Origin of the sequence: Agromyces ramosus (assembly GCF_030817175.1) — a bacterium.
In the GTDB taxonomy this organism is placed as follows: domain Bacteria; phylum Actinomycetota; class Actinomycetes; order Actinomycetales; family Microbacteriaceae; genus Agromyces; species Agromyces ramosus_A.
This window is the reverse complement of sequence record NZ_JAUSYY010000001.1, coordinates 2,911,389-2,928,290: the sequence shown is the minus strand read 5'-3', so window position 1 is coordinate 2,928,290 and position 16,902 is coordinate 2,911,389. Positions and strand designations below refer to the sequence as shown.

At 71.4% G+C, this 16,902-nt stretch carries 16 protein-coding genes; 6 read left to right on the top strand and 10 right to left on the bottom strand.

Going from position 1 to position 16,902, the window contains the following annotated elements; genetic code table 11:
• The first annotated feature begins 18 nt into the window (after nt 1-18).
• Entirely contained in the window at nt 19-531 is a 513-nt protein-coding gene (locus QFZ26_RS13730; protein ID WP_307043025.1) for a hypothetical protein, read from the top strand.
• A 17-nt stretch (nt 532-548) separates the two neighbouring features.
• Here the strand turns inward: QFZ26_RS13730 and QFZ26_RS13725 are convergent, their stop codons facing one another.
• From QFZ26_RS13725 to QFZ26_RS13680, 10 genes are all read right to left on the bottom strand, one after another.
• Nucleotides 549-1,754: an alpha-L-fucosidase gene (locus QFZ26_RS13725; RefSeq protein WP_307043022.1), complete on the bottom strand. Its 1,206-nt coding sequence runs from the start codon at nt 1,752-1,754 to the stop codon at nt 549-551.
• A complete protein-coding gene (locus tag QFZ26_RS13720; protein ID WP_307043021.1) occupies nt 1,751-2,413 on the bottom strand; it encodes a hypothetical protein in 663 nt (220 codons plus the stop codon). The genes QFZ26_RS13725 and QFZ26_RS13720 overlap by 4 nt, the downstream gene beginning before the upstream one ends.
• 7 nt (nt 2,414-2,420) lie before the next feature.
• Nucleotides 2,421-3,341, bottom strand: a complete 921-nt coding sequence (locus tag QFZ26_RS13715) for a carbohydrate ABC transporter permease (protein ID WP_307043019.1) — start codon at nt 3,339-3,341, stop codon at nt 2,421-2,423.
• Nucleotides 3,338-4,285, bottom strand: a complete 948-nt coding sequence (locus QFZ26_RS13710; protein WP_307045083.1) for a carbohydrate ABC transporter permease — start codon at nt 4,283-4,285, stop codon at nt 3,338-3,340. The genes QFZ26_RS13715 and QFZ26_RS13710 overlap by 4 nt, the downstream gene beginning before the upstream one ends.
• A gap of 147 nt (nt 4,286-4,432) precedes the next feature.
• A complete protein-coding gene (locus tag QFZ26_RS13705; protein ID WP_307043017.1) occupies nt 4,433-5,734 on the bottom strand; it encodes an ABC transporter substrate-binding protein in 1,302 nt (433 codons plus the stop codon).
• A 116-nt stretch (nt 5,735-5,850) separates the two neighbouring features.
• Entirely contained in the window at nt 5,851-6,837 is a 987-nt protein-coding gene (locus QFZ26_RS13700; protein WP_307043015.1) for a hypothetical protein, read from the bottom strand.
• On the bottom strand, nt 6,830-7,930 hold the full coding sequence (locus tag QFZ26_RS13695) for a Gfo/Idh/MocA family protein (protein WP_307043013.1): 1,101 nt from the start codon (nt 7,928-7,930) through the stop codon (nt 6,830-6,832). The genes QFZ26_RS13700 and QFZ26_RS13695 overlap by 8 nt, the downstream gene beginning before the upstream one ends.
• Entirely contained in the window at nt 7,923-8,939 is a 1,017-nt protein-coding gene (locus QFZ26_RS13690; protein WP_307043011.1) for a DUF6807 domain-containing protein, read from the bottom strand. Before QFZ26_RS13690 ends, QFZ26_RS13695 begins: the two co-directional genes overlap by 8 nt.
• 57 nt (nt 8,940-8,996) lie before the next feature.
• A complete protein-coding gene (locus QFZ26_RS13685) occupies nt 8,997-10,079 on the bottom strand; it encodes a M24 family metallopeptidase (protein WP_307043009.1) in 1,083 nt (360 codons plus the stop codon).
• Nucleotides 10,080-10,111: 32 nt separating this feature from the next.
• Complete coding sequence (locus tag QFZ26_RS13680; RefSeq protein WP_307043007.1) at nt 10,112-11,125, bottom strand: LacI family DNA-binding transcriptional regulator; 1,014 nt, start codon at nt 11,123-11,125, stop codon at nt 10,112-10,114.
• Nucleotides 11,126-11,268: 143 nt separating this feature from the next.
• On the opposite strand from QFZ26_RS13680, the gene QFZ26_RS13675 reads away from it, so the two are divergent.
• From QFZ26_RS13675 to QFZ26_RS13655, 5 genes are read left to right on the top strand one after another with little or no spacing between them, the layout of a single operon-like run.
• The gene (locus QFZ26_RS13675) at nt 11,269-12,186 is read left to right on the top strand and encodes an NAD-dependent epimerase/dehydratase family protein (protein ID WP_307043006.1); all 918 of its coding nucleotides are present in this window, start codon (nt 11,269-11,271) and stop codon (nt 12,184-12,186) included.
• Nucleotides 12,183-13,124: a 5-dehydro-4-deoxyglucarate dehydratase gene (locus tag QFZ26_RS13670; RefSeq protein ID WP_307043004.1), complete on the top strand. Its 942-nt coding sequence runs from the start codon at nt 12,183-12,185 to the stop codon at nt 13,122-13,124. The genes QFZ26_RS13675 and QFZ26_RS13670 overlap by 4 nt, the downstream gene beginning before the upstream one ends.
• Nucleotides 13,121-14,233, top strand: coding sequence for a mandelate racemase/muconate lactonizing enzyme family protein (locus QFZ26_RS13665; RefSeq protein ID WP_307043002.1), 1,113 nt, complete (start codon nt 13,121-13,123; stop codon nt 14,231-14,233). Before QFZ26_RS13670 ends, QFZ26_RS13665 begins: the two co-directional genes overlap by 4 nt.
• On the top strand, nt 14,230-15,714 hold the full coding sequence (locus QFZ26_RS13660; RefSeq protein ID WP_307043000.1) for an aldehyde dehydrogenase (NADP(+)): 1,485 nt from the start codon (nt 14,230-14,232) through the stop codon (nt 15,712-15,714). Before QFZ26_RS13665 ends, QFZ26_RS13660 begins: the two co-directional genes overlap by 4 nt.
• Nucleotides 15,715-16,875 carry an MFS transporter gene (locus QFZ26_RS13655; RefSeq protein WP_307042998.1) on the top strand — a complete coding sequence of 387 codons (1,161 nt, stop codon included), beginning with the start codon at nt 15,715-15,717 and terminating at the stop codon, nt 16,873-16,875.
• The last annotated feature ends 27 nt before the right edge of the window (nt 16,876-16,902 follow it).

Sequence of the window (16,902 nt, the reverse complement as noted above, 5' to 3'; positions counted from 1 at the left end):
GAGACGTGAGGGGTCATCATGCGACTGCGCATTCTCGCCGGGGCCGTCGCCGCCGCCGCGACGCTCGTGCTGACCTCCTGCGCTGCGGGCTATGACGAGACCACGAAGGACGGCCTGCGGCAGCAGGTGGTCGCCGTCGCACAGGCCAGTGCAGCCGGAGACTGGACCGGCGCGCTCAGCAGCCTCGATGCGATGGCGGAACGACTCTCCGACGCCCGGGCGGCGGGTGAGGTCAGTGAAGAGCGGTTCGACTCCATCCTTCTGGCGATGGAGCTGGTCCGCCAGGACATCGACACGGCGATCGCCGCCGCCGCCGATGCGGCCGAGCGGCAGCGACTGATGGACGAGCAGGCCCGTCTCCAGGAGCAGATCACCCGGCTGGAGGGCCAGCAGAACCAGCCGAACGAGCAGCCGGGTGAGAAGAAGGAAGGCGACAAGGGCGGCGAAGGCGACAACGGCGAGGACGGCAAGGGCGAGGAACGCAAGGGCGCCGACGAGGGCAAGGGCGCCGAGCAGGGCAAGGGCAAGTGAGCGGGTGACTCGGTCCGTCAGGCCGGAAGGGTCACCAGCACGACCTCGTCGCCGTCGACAGGCCGCACCGCGGCGTCCGCGGAATCCGTGACGACCACGAGGCGATCGGCCGTGCGCCATGCGCGCCACCACGAGGCATCCGTCACCTCGATCTCGCCGGGCGCGAGCATGCGCCGATCGACCGTGAGCGGCTTCACACGCGACATCCACGGTGCGACGCCCTCGAGCGTTCGACGTTGCACCGCCGGGATCTCCCCCGCCGCGGTCGGTCCGACATTGAGCAGCAACCGGCCCCCGCGCGAGACCACGTCGGCGTAGAGGCGTGCGAGCTCGCGCGGCGAGAGCGTGAGCGACTCGTCTTCGACCCGGTTGTAGCCGAACGAGAAGCCGAGGCCGCGGCAGTGCTCCCAGCCGACGGATGCCTCGTGCGCGGTGTCGTGGTCGTACTCGCTCGTGCGGTAGTCCCACACGTCGGCGCCCCACCGGTCGTTCACGATGCCGCCGGGCACGACCTCGCGGTAGTGCGCCAGCAGCGACTCGAGCGAGTGCGACCCCGGCTGCTTGCCGGCATCGGGCCAATCGATGTCGTTCCAGATGAGGTCGGGACGGAAACGGTCGATGAGGTCGACGACGTGGGCGTGCGCGTAGGCGTTGTAGGCGGCATCCGTCGGCCGGAGACTCGTGACCTCGTCACTCGAGCGATGCGGCGGGAAGTCGGTGAACGCCCAGTCGAGCCCGCCCGAGTAGTACACGCCGAACCGGAGGCCCTCGGCGCGCACGGCGTCGGCGAGCGGCGAGATCAGGTCGCGCCGGGGTCCGCGTGCGACCGTCGTGAGGTCGCCCGAACCGGGCGCGTCCCACAAGGCGACGCCGTCGTGGTGCTTGGTCGTCGGTACGACGTAATCGGCGCCGACGTCCCGGAACAGGCGCGCCCACTCGACCGGGTCGTACGCCTCGGCGTGCCAGTCGTCGAGGAAGTCGGCGTACGGCGCGCCGCCGAACTCGCGCGCGTGGTGCTCCGCTGCCGGCGAGCCCTCGATGCGGATGGTGTTCGCGTACCACTCCGCATAGGCGTTGTGCGCGAACCACTCATCGTCGGGCACCGCGCCGAGCGCGCCCGTCGGCTCCGCCCAGGCGGGCACAGAGTACGGCCCCCAGTGCACGAAGATGCCGAGGCTCGCGTCGCCCGCCCAGTGCGGGAGCGAGCGGCCGCCTGCGCTCATTGCGCGGCCCCGTGCGCGCGCCGCGGGCGCTCGGGAACCGCGACGATCGCGAGGGCGACGCATCCGAGTGCCGGGATCAGCAGCGGGAAGAGCTGCCACGTGACGATGCCGGCGAACGCCGCCGTCGCGAGGAGGTACGCGGCTCCCGCGGGGTCGGCGCGCAGCGCTCCCGGCACGGCACGAACTGCGCCGAGCCAGCCGGACTCCGGCGACCAGTGGCCGGCGGCGCTAAAGAGCACGAGCACGAGGGCCGCGAGGCCGAGCCAGCCGACGAGGCCGACGAGCGGGCCGCCGGGCAGCACGCCCGTCGAGGCGAGGTCGATGTCGAGCAGCAGCACCGCGGTGACGACGAGGGATGCCACGCCGATGCCGATGCCGCCGAGCAGCGCCGCACGCACGTCGCGCCAGAACCGCTCGAGGCCGGAGTGCTCGGCGCGGAGGAAGCGGCGCAGGTGTCGCACTCCCGCGGCGAGCGCGGCGGGAAGCGTCACGACGGGCAGCGAGACGAGCCCCACGAGGATGCCGACGAGGAGGACCTCGCCGAGCAGCCCGAAGGCGCTCTTCGCCCCGGGGAACCGGGCGGTGGGCGCGGCGTCGCTCGTCGGCCCGCTTCCGGAGAGGGCGGCACGGCGGGCGGCACGATCGGTCGCTCGGGACATCCGGAACCTAGCCCTTCAAGCCCTGCGTCGCGACGCCGGCGACGAGGAAGCGCTGGAAGACGATGAAGAAGATGAGGATCGGCAGCAGTGCGAGGAAGGACACCGCGACGGTCGCCCCGTAGTCGGAGGTGCTCGTCGCGTCGTTGTAGAGGCGCAACGCGATCGGCAGCGGGTACTTCTCCGGACTGTTCACGTAGAGGAGTGGACCGAGGAAGTCGTTCCAGGTCCAGATGAACGTGAAGATCGCGCTCGTGATCAGCGCCGGCTTGATGAGCGGCAGGATGATCGAGAAGAAGATGCGGAGATGCCCGGCGCCGTCGATGCGGGCCGCTTCGTCCATGTCGCGGGGGATGTTGCGGATGAACTGGACGATCAGGAACACGAAGAACGCCTCGGTGGCGAGGAACTTCGGGAGGATCAGCGGCACGTACGTGTCGACCAGCTCGAGCTTATTGAAGATAATGTACTGCGGGATCATGATCACGTGGAACGGCAGCAGCAGCGTGCCGATCATCGCCGCGAACAGCAGCCCCACACCGCGGAACTTGATGCGGGCGAACGCGTAGGCGGCGAGCGCCGACGAGAACAGCGTGCCGATCACCGCCATGATCGCGATGAAGAACGAGTTGGCGAAGAACTGCCAGAGCGGGGTGCCGCCGATGCCCTCGATGACCTTGAAGTAGTTGTCGACCGTCGGGCTCTCGGGGATCAGGCCGGGGTTCGAGCCGAATTCGCTCGAGGGCTTGAACGAGGCGAACACGAGCCAGACCAACGGGTACAGCACGATCGCCGTCATGGCGAGGAGCACCACGAACCAGATGAGCGTGTTGACGGTCTTGCGCTTCACGCGGCGGCGCGGCTGAATCTGCGAGTCGGGTTCGAGGGCGTTCTCGACGACCTCGACGCGGGGGGCTTCGAAGGTGGTCATCGGTTCTCTCCCGCGTAGTGCACCCAGGACTTCTGGGTCTTGAACAGAATGAAGGCGATGATCGCGACCGCGATGACGAGCACCCAGGCCATCGCCGAGGCGTAGCCCATCTGCAGGTCTGCGAAGCCGCGCTTGTAGAGGTAGAGGGTGTAGAAGTTCGTCATGCCCGCGGGCCCGCCCGAGCCGTTGGAGATGATGTACGCCGAGGTGAACACCTGGAAGGCGTTGATCATCTCGAGCAGGAGGTTGAAGAAGATCACGCTCGAGAGCATCGGGATCGTGACGCTCCGGAACTTGCGCACCGGACCGGCGCCATCGACCTCTGCGGCCTCGTAGAGCTCCTGCGGGATCTGTTTGAGGCCGGCGAGGAAGATGACCATCGGGGCGCCGAACTGCCACACGGCGAGCAGGATCATCATGGGGATGACGAGGTCCACGTTGCCGACCCAGCCGCCGAGGTTGATGCCGAACAAGCTGAGCGAGTTGTCGACGGGACCGCCGGTGGAGAACATGGCGCGCCACACGATCGCGACCGACACCGATGCACCGATCAGCGAGGGGGCATAGAAGGAGGACCGGAAGAATCCCGAGCCGACGTCGCGGTAGTTCAGCAGCATCGCGATCGCCAGCGCGGCAGCGAGCTTGATCGGCGTGCCGACCAGCACGTAGACGAGGGTGATCTGCACCGACTGGATGTAGTTCGGGTCGTCGGTGAACATGCGCACGAAGTTGTCGAACCCGACCCACTCGGGCTCGGTGAACAGGTTGTACTTGGTGAACGCGAGGTACAGCGAGTAGATCATCGGCCCGAGGGTGAGACCGGCGAAGCCGATCAGCCAGGGGATGAGGAACCCATATCCGGCCGCCGTCTCGCGACGTGCCGCCGCCCGGCGGCCGGCGCTCGACGGCAGCTTGCGGCTCTCGTCGCGTCGCGACTGCCGCATCGCCTGGCGAACGCTTCTCGACCCGGCCTCTGCCGTGACGATCGATTCGGTTTCCGTGCTCACGTGGTACTCCGGTTCTTGCGAGAAACAGTACTCCGGGCCCGGCGGGGTGGTGCCCACCGGGCCCGGGGTTGACCGCTCAGGGCATTACTGGTTGAGGACGACGTCCATCTCGGAGAAGAACTGGTCCACAGCCTGGTCGACGGTCAGGGTGCCGTAGCCGAGCTCCTGGCCGAGCTGGCGGAACTTCTCCTCCAGCGTGCCGTAGCCGACGATCGGCACGGGCGGCGCGTCGCCGAGGCGGTCGGCGATGGACTCCTCGTAGTCGCGGATCTGCTGGCCCAGCGGGTCGAGCTCTGCGCCCTCGAGCATCGTCTCCGAAGCCGGCAGGCCGCGGTTGGTGCCGAAGATGGCGCCGGCCTCAGGCGAGTTCACGAGGAAGTTGACGAGCGTCGCCGCCGCCTCGGGGTGCTCGGTGGTCGAGGCGATCGAGTGCAGCATCGACGGCTTCAGGTACAGGTCCTTCGCGCCCTCCTCGGTGACGGGCGGAGCGACGAGGCCGAGTTCGGTGTATCCCTCGCCCAGGTTGCCGAGGTAGCCGGCGCCGAAGTTGTCCCAGGTCAGCTCGCTGGCCGTGAGCGCTGCGTCGAAACCGGAGAGCGGGTAGATCTCCTCGAGTCGCTGCTGCGGGATGACGGCGTCGCGAAGTTCGTCGCCCTGCTCCCAGAACGCGGCGAGGTCCTCTTCGGTGAAGTTCGGCTCGCCGTCCTCGGTGAAGAGGTCCTCACCGGCGGCGCGCTGCTGGATCTCGAAGTTCTGGATGCGACCCGTGTAGTCGGTGCCGCCCCAGATCGCGCCGGCGCCGGCATCCGTCGCCTGCTGCATCCACTCTGAGTAGTCCTCCCAGCTGCCGCCCTCGAACTCCTCGACACCGAGCTGCTCGAGCAGCACGGGGTTCGAGAACAGGCCCCAGGCGTTGGTGGAGGTCGGGATGCCGGTGGTCTCACCCTCGACGACGCCGATCTGGAGGATGTTCTCGCTGAGCGGCTCGGTGTCGATGATGTTGCCGAGGTACGGCTCGAGGTCGAGCAGGAGGCCGTTCTCCGAGTACTGACGGAGGTACGAGTAGTCGAACTGCATGACGTCGGGCAGGCCGCCGCCGGCGGCCTCGGTCTGGCGCTTCTCCCAGAACTCGGGGAAGCCGAGGAACGAGGAGTTCACCGTGATGTTCGGGTACTCCTCGTTGAACGCGGCGATGGCCTCCTCGTAGAGGGCGGCGCGGACGTCGTTGCCCCAGAAGGCGAGGTTGAGCGTGACCTCCTCGTCGGGATCGTAGGTCGCGGCGGGCTCTTCGCCGCCGCCGCCCGCGCACCCCGTGAGCACGAGTGCCGCGCTCGCGCTGAGCGCAGCTGCGGCCACCGCGATGCGGCGATTGCGAATGTTGAACATCGTTGTCCTCCCGGAAACGTCTCTGTCTGCCTGGTGCATTTCACGCCGTGTGGGAAAGCGCTTCCCCAAATGTAGCTCAGGCGATGCCACCGGTCAACCTGACGAGGAAAATCGTTTCAATTCGTTATCTGCCGCCTCGGTGCTGCCTCGTTCCGATGAGCGAATCGCCGATCGGAAGGCATTTCCACCAGCACGTCGTCACGGTCGCAGATGAGCATTCCGCCCTCGACGACGAGCGGAGCGGCGAACACCGCGCTCCTCCGGGCATCGGGATCGTCACTCGAGCCCAGCTCGGACCCGTCCCAGTGCGGATGCGTGAAGTAGTACACCCTCGCCCTCGAGCCCGTCACGACGACGTCGCCGTGGCGCCCGAACGTCGCATCGCCCCGCCGCCGGCCCGGCTCGCCGAGGATCACCTCATCGGGCCCGCCCTGCCGCGTCCACGTCACGGCGTCGGCGGAGCGGTACACACCCATGCCCCGCCATTCGTCGACGAGCATCCACCACCAGCCGCCGAGCGGGAAGACGTTCGGGCCCTCGTGCGGACGCCCACCGATCACGCGGCCCTCGACGTGCCACGACTCGAGGTCGTCGCTCGCCGCCGCCCACGTGGTCGAGTCATCCGCCTCGTCCTTGTACCAGAGGCGCCACAGACCATCGGGGCAGCGCGCGACGCACGCGTCGATCACGCGGTCGGAGCTCAGCGGGATCTCGCCGACGAGTCGCCAGTGCTCGAGGTCGTCGCTCGCGTACTCGGCGATGCGGCGCGGATGCCCCTCCCAGCGATCGGGCACGCCGTCGATCACCGTGAGGTACATGCGGTACCGGGTGCCGTCGTCGATGACCTCAGGTGCCCAGTGGGTCTCGGGTCCCGCACCCCGCTCGAGCCCCGTGGCGGTTCCGGCGTAGCGCCACGCGAGACCGTCGTGCGACCGTGCCACGCCGATGCGGGAGCCGTGCACCCACGCGACGCCGGGCTCGTCGACGGAGGCGCGGCGCTGCGTGTAGAACATCCACCACTCCCCCGTGTCGCGCCGGCGGATGACGGTCGGATCCGTCGCCCCGTCGTGCACCGGGTCGTGGAAGAGGGCGTCGTCAGGCACGGCGCAGGTCGACCACGGGGCTTTCGAGACTGCGGCGTCGGTCGGCATCGGCGCGGAGCGTCTCGGGGGTGACGAGCGCGCCGCTCGCCGCGGAGGAGTAGATGGCGGTGACGATCTCGAACGAGCGCGACGCATCCGACGCCGTCGACGGCAGCGGCTCACCCGACTGGAGCGCCGCGTAGATGTCGCGCACGAGCGGGTCGTGTCCGCTCGCCTCCTCGACCTCGGGGAGCGCCCAGGCAGCGGCGGTCTCGGCATCGACGTCCGGCGCGGGCGTGATGCGCCAATGCTCGTGCGCGTGCCCGTAGAGGTGGTCGACGGTGACGGTCGCGAGTTCGGTGTCGATGCGGATCGAGCTCGTCTCGCGCGGCGAGAGCGCGCTCGTGATGACGGATGCCACGGCGCCGCCCTCGAAGGCGATGACCGCGGTCGAGACGTCCTCCGTCTCCGTCTCGCGCCCGAGGCGCCAGAGCTGGCCCTGCACGCTCGCCCAGTCGCCGAGGAGCCAGGCGAGCAGGTCGATCTGGTGGATGCCGTGGCCGAGCGTCGGCCCGCCGCCCTCGGTCGCCCATTTGCCGCGCCACGGCACTGCGAAGTAGGCGGGGTCGCGGTACCACAGGGTCTGGCAGGTCGCGACGAGCGGCCTCCCGAGCGCACCCGAGTCGAGGAGGCCGCGCACGTGCGCGGCGGCGGTGCCGGTTCGCTGCTGGAACACCACGGCGAGCCGGCGATCGTTGCGACGCGCGGCATCCGTCATCGCGTCGAGCTCGTCGAGCGACAGCGCGGCGGGCTTCTCGCAGACCACGTGGAGTCCCGCGTCGAGTGCGGCGATCGCCTGCTCGGCGTGCACGCCGGGCGGGGTGCAGATGTGCAGCACGTCGACGCCGCCGCTCGCGAGCAGCTCGTCGAGCGAGCCGAAGACCGCGGCGTCGTCGACACCCCATCGCTCGCCGAATGCGCGTGCATGTGCGACGTCGCGGTCGGCGACGGCGACGAGCTCCGCGTCGGGGGCGGCGGCGAGCGCGACGGCGTGTGCGTTCGCGATCGCGCCGGTGCCGAGGATCGCCGCTCGGAGCGGGGCGGACTCAGGCATCGGTCTCCTTGTGGGTCGAGGTCGCGGCGGGGGCAGGCAGCATGCGGATGAGTGCGACGGATGCCGCAGCCGCGAGCCGCGCGGCACGGTCGGGGTCGCTCGCGCCGTCGGCGACGACCACCCCGTAGCGCAGCACGAGCGTGCCGCCGGGCTCGACCGTGTGCTCCTCGCTGAAGAACGGTGCGGGGCAGAGGCACGCGAACTCCTCGCTGCGGGCGAACCACTGCGGCGGGTGCTGCACGTTGCCGGGGTCGTCGATCATGATGACGGTGGATGCACCGCCCGAGCCGTCGTGCCGGCCCGAGAATCCCATCCACGGCGCACGCGTGCCGCGGAGCTCGTCACCGCCGGCGACGCCCGGCGCGAGCACGGTGCCGCCGGTGAACGAGCGGGGCCCGCGCCAGAACAGCCCACCGTAGCCGGCGTTCTCGCGACCGCGGGTGGTCGGCGAGCCGAGCGGGATCGGGCGATCGGTGATGTTGCGCATTCGGGTCTGGAAGCCGAGGAGCCAGGCATCGGATGCCGCGCCCGGCGTCTCGGCGTCGAGGATCGTGGCGCCGAGCGTGCGGTGCTCCTCGAAGACCGTCTCTCCTGCCTCGGTCACCCAGTCGAGGGTCTCCACGAGGCGGTCGGGTGCAGCGACGTCGAGGTCGAGGTCGGGGTCGGGGTCGGCCGAGGCATCCGCCGGCTCGTCGAACGACCGGTGCTGCTGGGTGCCGTTGTTCGCCAGTTGCACGTACCCCTGGCCGGACACGAACGTGGGGCCGCCCCAGAAGTTCTCGTCGCCGACGACGGGCAGCGACCACGCGATGCCCTTGTGCCACACGTGGTCGTGCGGCCGGAAGAGGCTGACGACCTCGCCGCCGAGCGTGCGGATCGGGCTGAAGTACGGACGGGGCGACTCGAGCTGCACGTCGGTGGGGAGGTGCACGTACTCGGCGAGCATCGACCCGTTCGCGGCGAACCGCACGCGGTCGACCAGTTCGTCGATGCGGATCTGCTCCATCATCACTCCTCGGGATCGTGGTCGGGCGCGGCCTCCGCCGCAGCAGCAGGTGGGAAAGCGCTATCCCGATGTTACACGGTCGAACTCGAGCGGGCGGTCGAGGCCGCCCACTCGCGTCGTCGGCCAACGCGGATCGAGCGTGAGGACCTCGAGGCCCGAGCGTCGCACGAGCACGGTGTCCTCGACCTTCGCCTTCGGCGCAGTGGGATTCCATGCGAACGCCTGGTCGGCCTGCACCAGGTCGGTGACGGCGGCCGTGCCACGCGGGTCGCGCCCCGCGTATCCGGCGGCGCCGCCCTGATGGTGCCGGCGCCACTCGTCACGATCGAAGCCGTGCGCCGCGTATGCCGCGATGCCGCGTTCGAACGCCTCCCCGAGCGTGTCGCCGATTCGCGTCGCGTCGAGGAAGGCCGCCTCGACCTCGAGGATGCGCCGCGCGGCGGGGGCATCATGCGCTCCGCCCCAGCTCACCCAGCGTGTCGCGTTCGCGATGAGTCCGTGGCGGCGCCCGCACACCACGAGCATCGCGCGCTCGCCGAGGGTCGAGGCGGTGGGCAGCGGATGCCGGTATGCGAGCCTCGAGGCTCCGGCGACGAGCGTCACGAGCGGGTCGATGCCACGGGCCACGAGGTCGGCGGCGAGCCGAGCGGCCACGTCGCGTTCGGAGTCCGACGGGTCGGCGGCGGTCGCGGCATCCGTCAACGCCTCGGCGACCTCGCGGCAGAGCGTGCGATAGCGCGCGAGCTCGGCGGGCAGCAGGCTCGCGCGTGCCGCCCGGAGTCCGGCCGCGACCTCGGCCTCCTCGATCACGGCCCGCCCGGTCGGCACCAGCACGTCGTGCCAGGGCACCCGGGTCACGGCGAGATCGCCGATCGACCCGAGCTCTTCGTCGAGCAGGCGATCGGCCTCGTTGTCGAAGACCCGCAGCTCATCGCCGGCCGGCGACACCACGACGGCCGCCACCGGATCGCCGGCGAGCGAGACGTGTGTGCGGGCACCGTCGAGGTACCACGCGACCGCCGTGTGCGAGCGGAGCACGATGGCGTCGGCGCCGTGACGCCCGAGCAACTCGAGCACCCGGTCGCGCTTCCGAGCTCGATCGCGTGGCGACGGGGTGGCCGCATGCGCAGTCGGAGCAGCCACGATCGCAGCGTCGCCCACGGCACTCACGCCGGTCACGCTGCGACCGGCCCGGTGCTGTCTCGGATCTCGAGGCGCGGCCGGTACAGCACGGAGTGCTCGATCGGGCCTCCGGCGATCAGCGTGCGGAGTCGCGCCCACGCCTGCGCGCCGATCTCGCCCCGCGGCACCGACATGCTCGTCAGCCGTGGCGTCGAGAAGCGGGCCATCGGCACGTCGTCGAAGCCCGCCACCGAGAGGTCGCGGGGCACGCTGACGCCGAGCTCGGTGAGCCTCGTCATCAGGCCGAGGGCGACGAGGTCGTTGAACGCGATCACCGCGGTCACGCCCGCCGCCCGGGCATTCGTGACGGCCTCGGCGACCATGTAGCCGTCGTCGAGACGCGATCCGCCGGCGATCACGTCGATGCGCACCGACGGATCAGCCGCGGACGCCTCCTCGACGCCCCGGAGCCGCTCGGCGTTCGAGGCGCTCGCGGCCGGGCCGCTCACGTAGGCGATGCGCTCGTGCCCGAGCCCCCGGAGATGGTCGACGAGATCGCGGATCCCCCGGGCGTAGTCGACGCCGACGATCGGCACCTCGGCTCCCGGCAACGGGCGGTTGACCACGACGACCGGTGCGACGCGGGCCACGAGCCGTCGCAGTCGCTCCTCCGGCATGCGCGGCGCGCAGAGCACGAGCGCGTCGCAACGGTGGCGTGCCTCGATGGCCGTGGCCTCCTCGTCGTCGACCACCTCGGCGGTGTCGGCCACGAGCACGCGGTAGTGATCGGATGCCGCGGCCAGGCTGAGTCCCTTGAGGATGCCCTGGAACAGCGGGTTCTCGAGGTCGGGCACGACCATCGCGATCGTGTCGTTGCGCCCGTGCACGAGGCTCCGCGCCGCGACGCTCGGCGTGTAGCCGAGCACGTCGATCGCGTCCTGCACCGCCCGGACGATCGCAGGATCGACCGATTGCTTGCGGTTCAGGACCCGCGAGACCGAGGCCTGCGAGACGCCCGCGCGCGCCGCGACGTCCGCGATGGTGATCGCCCGCGTCCGCTCTCCCACGCCGCCTCCAGTGCCTCGTCGAGGTCTCCCGCGCCGCGCGGGAAATCGGTTCCCCAGTGTACCCGTCGAGTTGCCGCGGGCCCCGGTCCTCGCCTAGGCTTTCCGTGGGAAAGCGGTTTCTCACCTTGCGGCAAGGAGCATACGTGCGCGTCATCGTCACCGGTTCGTCGGGCCGGCTCGGCCGGAGCGTCTGCGCGGGGCTCGCGGCATCCGGCCACTCGGTCGTGGGCGTCGACCGTGCCGCCGCAGGCCTCGACGGCGTGGAGGAACGCACCCTCGACCTGCTCGACGCCGGGGCGACCGAGCGGCTCCTCGACGACGTGCGTGCCGACGCGCTCGTGCACCTCGCCGGCATCGCCGTGCCGTTCAGCGCCCCCGAGCGGGAGATCCTCCTGACCAACACGACGCTCGCCCACACCGTCTTCGCAGCGGCGGCACGCGCCGGCGTGAGCCGAGTGCTCGCCGCGAGCAGCCCCACGGTCATCGGCTACGGCACCCCCCGCTGGCAAGCAGCCTCGGTACCGATCGACGAAGCGCACCCCGTCGCGCCATCCAACGCGTACGCGCTCTCGAAGGTCGTGATCGAGGAGTCGGTGCGGATGTTCTCGCGAACGACGCCCGGGGCCTACGGCTTCTTCCGCCCCTGTTACGTCATCTCCCCCGAGGAATGGGCGGGTGCGCCCACCCAGCAGGGACACACCGTCGCCGAGCGACTGGCCGATCCCGCGCTCGCCGCCGTCAGCCTCTTCAACTACCTCGACGCGCGCGACGCGGCCGCGTTCGTCGACGCGTGGCTGGCGGCCGCAATCTCCGCCGTCGACGGCGAGGGATTCTTCGTCGGAGCGGCCGACGCACTCGCGACGAGGCCGGTTGCGGAGCTTTGGCGAGAGTTCGCGCCGGCGCTCGGCGACGCGGGCGACGCACTCACCGGCTCGCGGCCGGTCTTCGCGATCGACAAGGCTGCCGAGCGCCTCGGCTGGCGACCCGAACGCAGTTGGCGAAGCGAGCTCCACGCGGCATCCGCCGCATCCGGACCCCGCCGTGAATCGAGGGCATCATGACCAGGCCCGCTCCCGTCTTCGACGGGGTGCTCTTCTTCCCCGTCACGCCGTTCGCCGCCGACGGGGCCGTCGATCTCACGCTGCTCGCCGAGCACGTCGAGAGCCGGCTCCCCTTCGGCCCCGGCGGGGTCTTCCCCGCGTGCGGCACCGGTGAGTTCCACGCGCTCTCCGAACGCGAGGTCGTCGACGTCGTACGCACCACCGTCGACGTCGTCGCGGGCCGCGTCCCCGTCATCGCGGGCGCCGGCGGCCCGCTCGGCCACGCGGTCGAGCTCGCTCGCGGCGCGGAAGCTGCAGGCGCCGACGGGTTGCTCCTGCTGCCCCCCTACCTCGTGTCGGGCACCACCGACGGGCTCGTCGCGTGGGTCGAGGCCGTCGCCGCCGCGACCGACGTGCCGGTCATCGTCTACCACCGCGGCACCGCCCGGTACACGGCTGACGCCATCGCACGCCTCGCCGCGAACCCCCGCGTCATCGGCTTCAAGGACGGCACGGGAGACATCGGGCTCGCCCAGGAGATCGTGCTCGCCGCCGGGGCGACCGGACGCGAGCTCCAGTTCTTCAACGGCCTGCTCACCGCCGAGCTCAGCCAGGGCGCCTACCGCGGCATCGGCATCCCGCTCTACTCCTCCGCCGCGTTCGCGATGCTCCCCGAGCTCGCCGCGCTGCACTATCGCGCCTATACCGACGGCGACGAGCCAACGCGCATGACGCTCCTGCGCGAGTTCTACACCCCGCTCGTGCGGCTGCGTGACGAGACCCCCGGGTTCGGCGTTTCTCTGATCAAGGCGGGCCTGCGCCTCCGCGGCCTGCCGGTCGGGTCGGTGCGTCCCCCGCTCGTCGACCCGACGGCCGCGCAGGAGGCCCGCCTCGCGACGATCCTCGACGACGGGCTCGCGCTCGCGGCGCGACTCGAGGCGGCGGGCGCGGTGCGGTGACCACGACGATCCGGCGCATCTCGACGCGCGGCATCCGCGTGCCCCTCCATCGCGCCTGGGGGCCCGACGTCCGCGACCTCTCGCTCGTCGAGGTCGTCGTCGAAGACAGCGCGGGCGACCGCGGCCACGGGTTCTCGTGGACGCCCTCGATCGGCGCAGCCGCCGTCCAGGCGCACCTCGACCACGACGTGACCGCGTTCGCGATCGGCCGCGACGCCGACGCCGAGTCGCTCTGGACGCCGCTCTGGACGCACCTGCACGAGGGCGGCGGCGGCGGCATCACGACGATCTCGATGGCGGGACTCGACCTCGCCCTCTGGGATCTCGCCGCGCGCCGCGCCGGCGCGGGCATCACCGACCACCTCGGCCGCCGCCATGAGACGGCCGAGGTCTACGGCAGCGGCGTGAACCTGCACTACCCGCTGCCCGAGCTCGTCGCCCAAGCCGAACGCTGGGTCGCCTCCGGATTCGACGCGGTGAAGGTCAAGGTCGGGAGCCCCGATGTGGCCGACGACATCGAGCGCCTCGCCGCGGTACGCGAGGTCATCGGTCCCGATCGCCGCCTCATGATCGACGCGAACCAGCGTTGGAGCCTCGAGCAGGCCGAGCGTGCGATCGATGCGCTGGCCCGCTTCGACCTCACCTGGATCGAGGAGCCGCTCCGCGCCGACGACCTCGCCGCGCACATCGCGCTCCGCGAGCGCATCGAGGTGCCGATCGCGCTCGGCGAGAACCTGCACACCCGCTACCGCTTCGCCGAGTTCATGGATGCCGGCGTCGTCGACGTCGTACAACCGAACATCGTGCGCGTCGGCGGCATCACGCCGTTCCTCGCCATCGCCGCCGCCGCCGCCGAGCGCGGCATCGAGCTCGCACCGCACCTGCTCCTCGAGCTCTCGGCGCAGCTCGCCCTCGTGCTGCCCGGCGACCACCTCGTCGAGGCGGTGGAGGATGCCGCGTTCGACGAGCTCGGGGCACTCGCCGCGCCCTCCCCTGTCGCGGTCGACGGCAATACCGTGCGCACGACAGGGCAGACTGGACTCGGCATTCGCTTCATCGACGACCGAGCGCATGCCGCGGCATCCGTTCATCCCACGGAGGAATCATGACGACCACCGAAGCCGCAACCGGCACCGCCGCCCACGCCTCGCTCGACGAGGTGGCGGATGCCGCCCGCGGCGCCTTCGCCGTCACCATCGCGTCGACCGCCGCCGAGCGTGCGGCCTGGCTCACCGCGGTCGCCGACGCCCTCGACGCCGGAGGCCCCGAGCTCATCGCGATCGCCGACGAGGAGTCGCACCTCGGCACGCCGCGCCTGACCGGCGAGCTCGCGCGCACCACCTCGCAGCTGCGCCTGTTCGCCGAGGCGGTCGTCGAGGGCTCCTACCTCGAGGCGACCGTCGATCACCCGAACGCCGACACGATCCCGCCGCGCCCCGACCTCCGGCGCATGCTCCGCCCGCTCGGCCCGGTCGCGGTGTTCAGTGCCTCGAACTTCCCGTTCGCCTTCTCGGTCGCGGGCGGCGACACCGCGTCGGCCCTCGCAGCCGGATGCCCCGTGATCGTGAAGGGGCACTCCGCGCACCCGCGGCTCTCGCGTCGCACGGCCGAGGTCGTCGGCCGCGCACTCGCCACGGCCGGCGCACCCGACGGCGTGTTCGCGCTCGTCGAGGGGCGCGAGACGGGTGTCGCGCTCGTGCAGCACCCGGCGATCCGGGCCGTGGGATTCACCGGTTCGCTGCACGGGGGCCGCGCCCTCTTCGACCTGGCGTCGGGCCGGCCCGATCCGATCCCCTTCTACGGCGAGCTCAGCGCCGTGAACCCCGTGCTGATCACGGCGGCCGCGCTCGACGCCCGCGCCGACGAGCTCGCGGCCGGCCTCGCGGCATCCTTCACCCTCGGCGTCGGGCAATTCTGCACGAACCCCGGCGTGGTCTTCGTCCCCGCGGCGGCGGGCTTCGCCGAGCGGGTCGGCGCGGCCGTCGGGGCGACCCGGCCGGTTCCGATGCTGACCGACGGCATCGCCGCGGCATTCGCCGACGGGGTGGGCGGCCTCGTCGCCCATGACGGCATCACGGTCGTCGCGGGCGACGCCGTCCAGCAGCCGGGCACCGGCTCGGCCGTCGTGCTCGCCACGACGACCGACACGGTGCTCGCCGACCCGGCGGCGCTGCTCACCGAATGCTTCGGCCCGTCGACGCTCGTCGTCGATTACGACGACCTCGACGACGCCCTCGACGCGATTCGGGCCATCGGCGGCAGCCTCACGGCCACGGTGCACGCCGAGCCCGGAGAGGAAATCGGCGGCATCGTCGACGTGCTGGCCGAGATCGCCGGACGCGTGCTCTTCGCCGGCTGGCCCACGGGTGTCGCGGTGAGCTGGGCGCAGCAGCATGGCGGACCGTGGCCGTCGACGACCTCGATCCACACCTCGGTGGGCGTGACCGCGTTGCGCCGCTTCCTGCGCCCGGTCGCGTATCAGGATGCGCCCGAGTCGGCGCTCCCCGCCGAGCTCCGCGAAGCCAACCCCCTCGGCATCCCCCGCCGTGTCGATGGGGTGCTCACGCTCCCGGGTTCGCCGGTCGGCTGAGTGGGCGTCAGCGCATACCTGGCTGCCGCCACGCCGCCCCGCCTGGCGGTGGGCGGCATCACGGTGGCGATCCCCGTGCTCGCCGTCGAACAACTCGGCGATGTCGCGCTCGGCGGGCTGCTCGCGGCCGCGGCGCTCGGTCCGAGCATCCTCGCCGCGCCGATCGTGGGCGCCGTGCTCGACCGCACGCACCGGCCCGGCGTGCTCATGGCCGGTGCCGGGCTGGTGACGGCCGCGGCGTTCACCGTCGCCGCCTTCCTCGGCGACCTTCCCGTGTGGTCGGTCGCCGTCGCGCTCGTCATCGCCGGCACGGCGATCCCGTTCCTGATGGGCGGGCTCTCGAGCTTCGTCACCGAGGTCATCCCCGACGAACGACGGGCGTACGCGATCGACGCGCTCGCCTACAACCTCGGCGCGGTCGCCGGTCCGGCCGCGGTCGCCGCGGCGACCGCACTCGGCTCAGCCCGTGCGGCGACCCTGCTGATGGCCGGGAGCGCGCTACTCGGGGCGATCGCGACGATCCCGTTGCGGCTGCGACCGCTCCCGGGCGAGCCGCACGGGTCGATGCTCGCGACGATCGCGGCGGGCTTCCGCCACATCGCGACGCACCGGCCGCTCGCCGTCGTCACCACCAGCGGCACCGTCAGCCAGTTCGGCTCCGGCGGCCTCGCGATCGCCGCCGTCGCCCTCGCGGTCGCGCGCACCGGCGATGCGGCGCAGGGTGCGATCATCGTCACGGCCTTCGCGCTGGGCGGCTTGCTCGGCGCGCTGTGGAACTCGGCGAGTCCGCCGCGCTTCAGGCCCGAGGTCACCATGGGCGTCGGATTCGCCGCGACCGGCGTGTTCACGGTGCTCGCGGCGCTCGATGTCGGCACGACGTGGACGATCGCCGCGATCGGCGTGTCGGGCCTGTTCACCGCGGCCAGTTCGGCCGCCATGCTGCTCATCCGCAAGCAGCAGAGCCCGCCGACGCTGCGCTCGCAGGTGTTCACGGTCGGCGCCGGGCTCCGCGCGGCTGCGGCCGCCGCCGGTGCGGCGGTCGCGGGCATCGCCGCCGGGCTCGGCGCGGAGGTGCTCATCGTCGCGATCGGGCTCATCTGGATCGCCTCGGGCGCGATGCTCGTCGCGTACCCCCGATCGGCCGAGCCCATCGATCGCTGAACCGCCGCGCCGACGTCGGGCTGGAGG

What these genes read in the sequence shown, in the direction of transcription:
- QFZ26_RS13705 (WP_307043017.1), bottom strand. Translation starts at nt 5,734, where the DNA reads ATGTTCAACATTCGCAATCGCCGCATCGCGGTGGCCGCAGCTGCGCTC.
- QFZ26_RS13695 (WP_307043013.1), bottom strand. Translation starts at nt 7,930, where the DNA reads ATGCCTGAGTCCGCCCCGCTCCGAGCGGCGATCCTCGGCACCGGCGCG.
- QFZ26_RS13725 (WP_307043022.1), bottom strand. Translation starts at nt 1,754, where the DNA reads ATGAGCGCAGGCGGCCGCTCGCTCCCGCACTGGGCGGGCGACGCGAGC.
- QFZ26_RS13730 (WP_307043025.1), top strand. Translation starts at nt 19, where the DNA reads ATGCGACTGCGCATTCTCGCCGGGGCCGTCGCCGCCGCCGCGACGCTC.
- QFZ26_RS13720 (WP_307043021.1), bottom strand. Translation starts at nt 2,413, where the DNA reads ATGTCCCGAGCGACCGATCGTGCCGCCCGCCGTGCCGCCCTCTCCGGA.
- QFZ26_RS13660 (WP_307043000.1), top strand. Translation starts at nt 14,230, where the DNA reads ATGACGACCACCGAAGCCGCAACCGGCACCGCCGCCCACGCCTCGCTC.
- QFZ26_RS13690 (WP_307043011.1), bottom strand. Translation starts at nt 8,939, where the DNA reads ATGATGGAGCAGATCCGCATCGACGAACTGGTCGACCGCGTGCGGTTC.
- QFZ26_RS13710 (WP_307045083.1), bottom strand. Translation starts at nt 4,285, where the DNA reads ATGCGGCAGTCGCGACGCGACGAGAGCCGCAAGCTGCCGTCGAGCGCC.
- QFZ26_RS13715 (WP_307043019.1), bottom strand. Translation starts at nt 3,341, where the DNA reads ATGACCACCTTCGAAGCCCCCCGCGTCGAGGTCGTCGAGAACGCCCTC.
- QFZ26_RS13670 (WP_307043004.1), top strand. Translation starts at nt 12,183, where the DNA reads ATGACCAGGCCCGCTCCCGTCTTCGACGGGGTGCTCTTCTTCCCCGTC.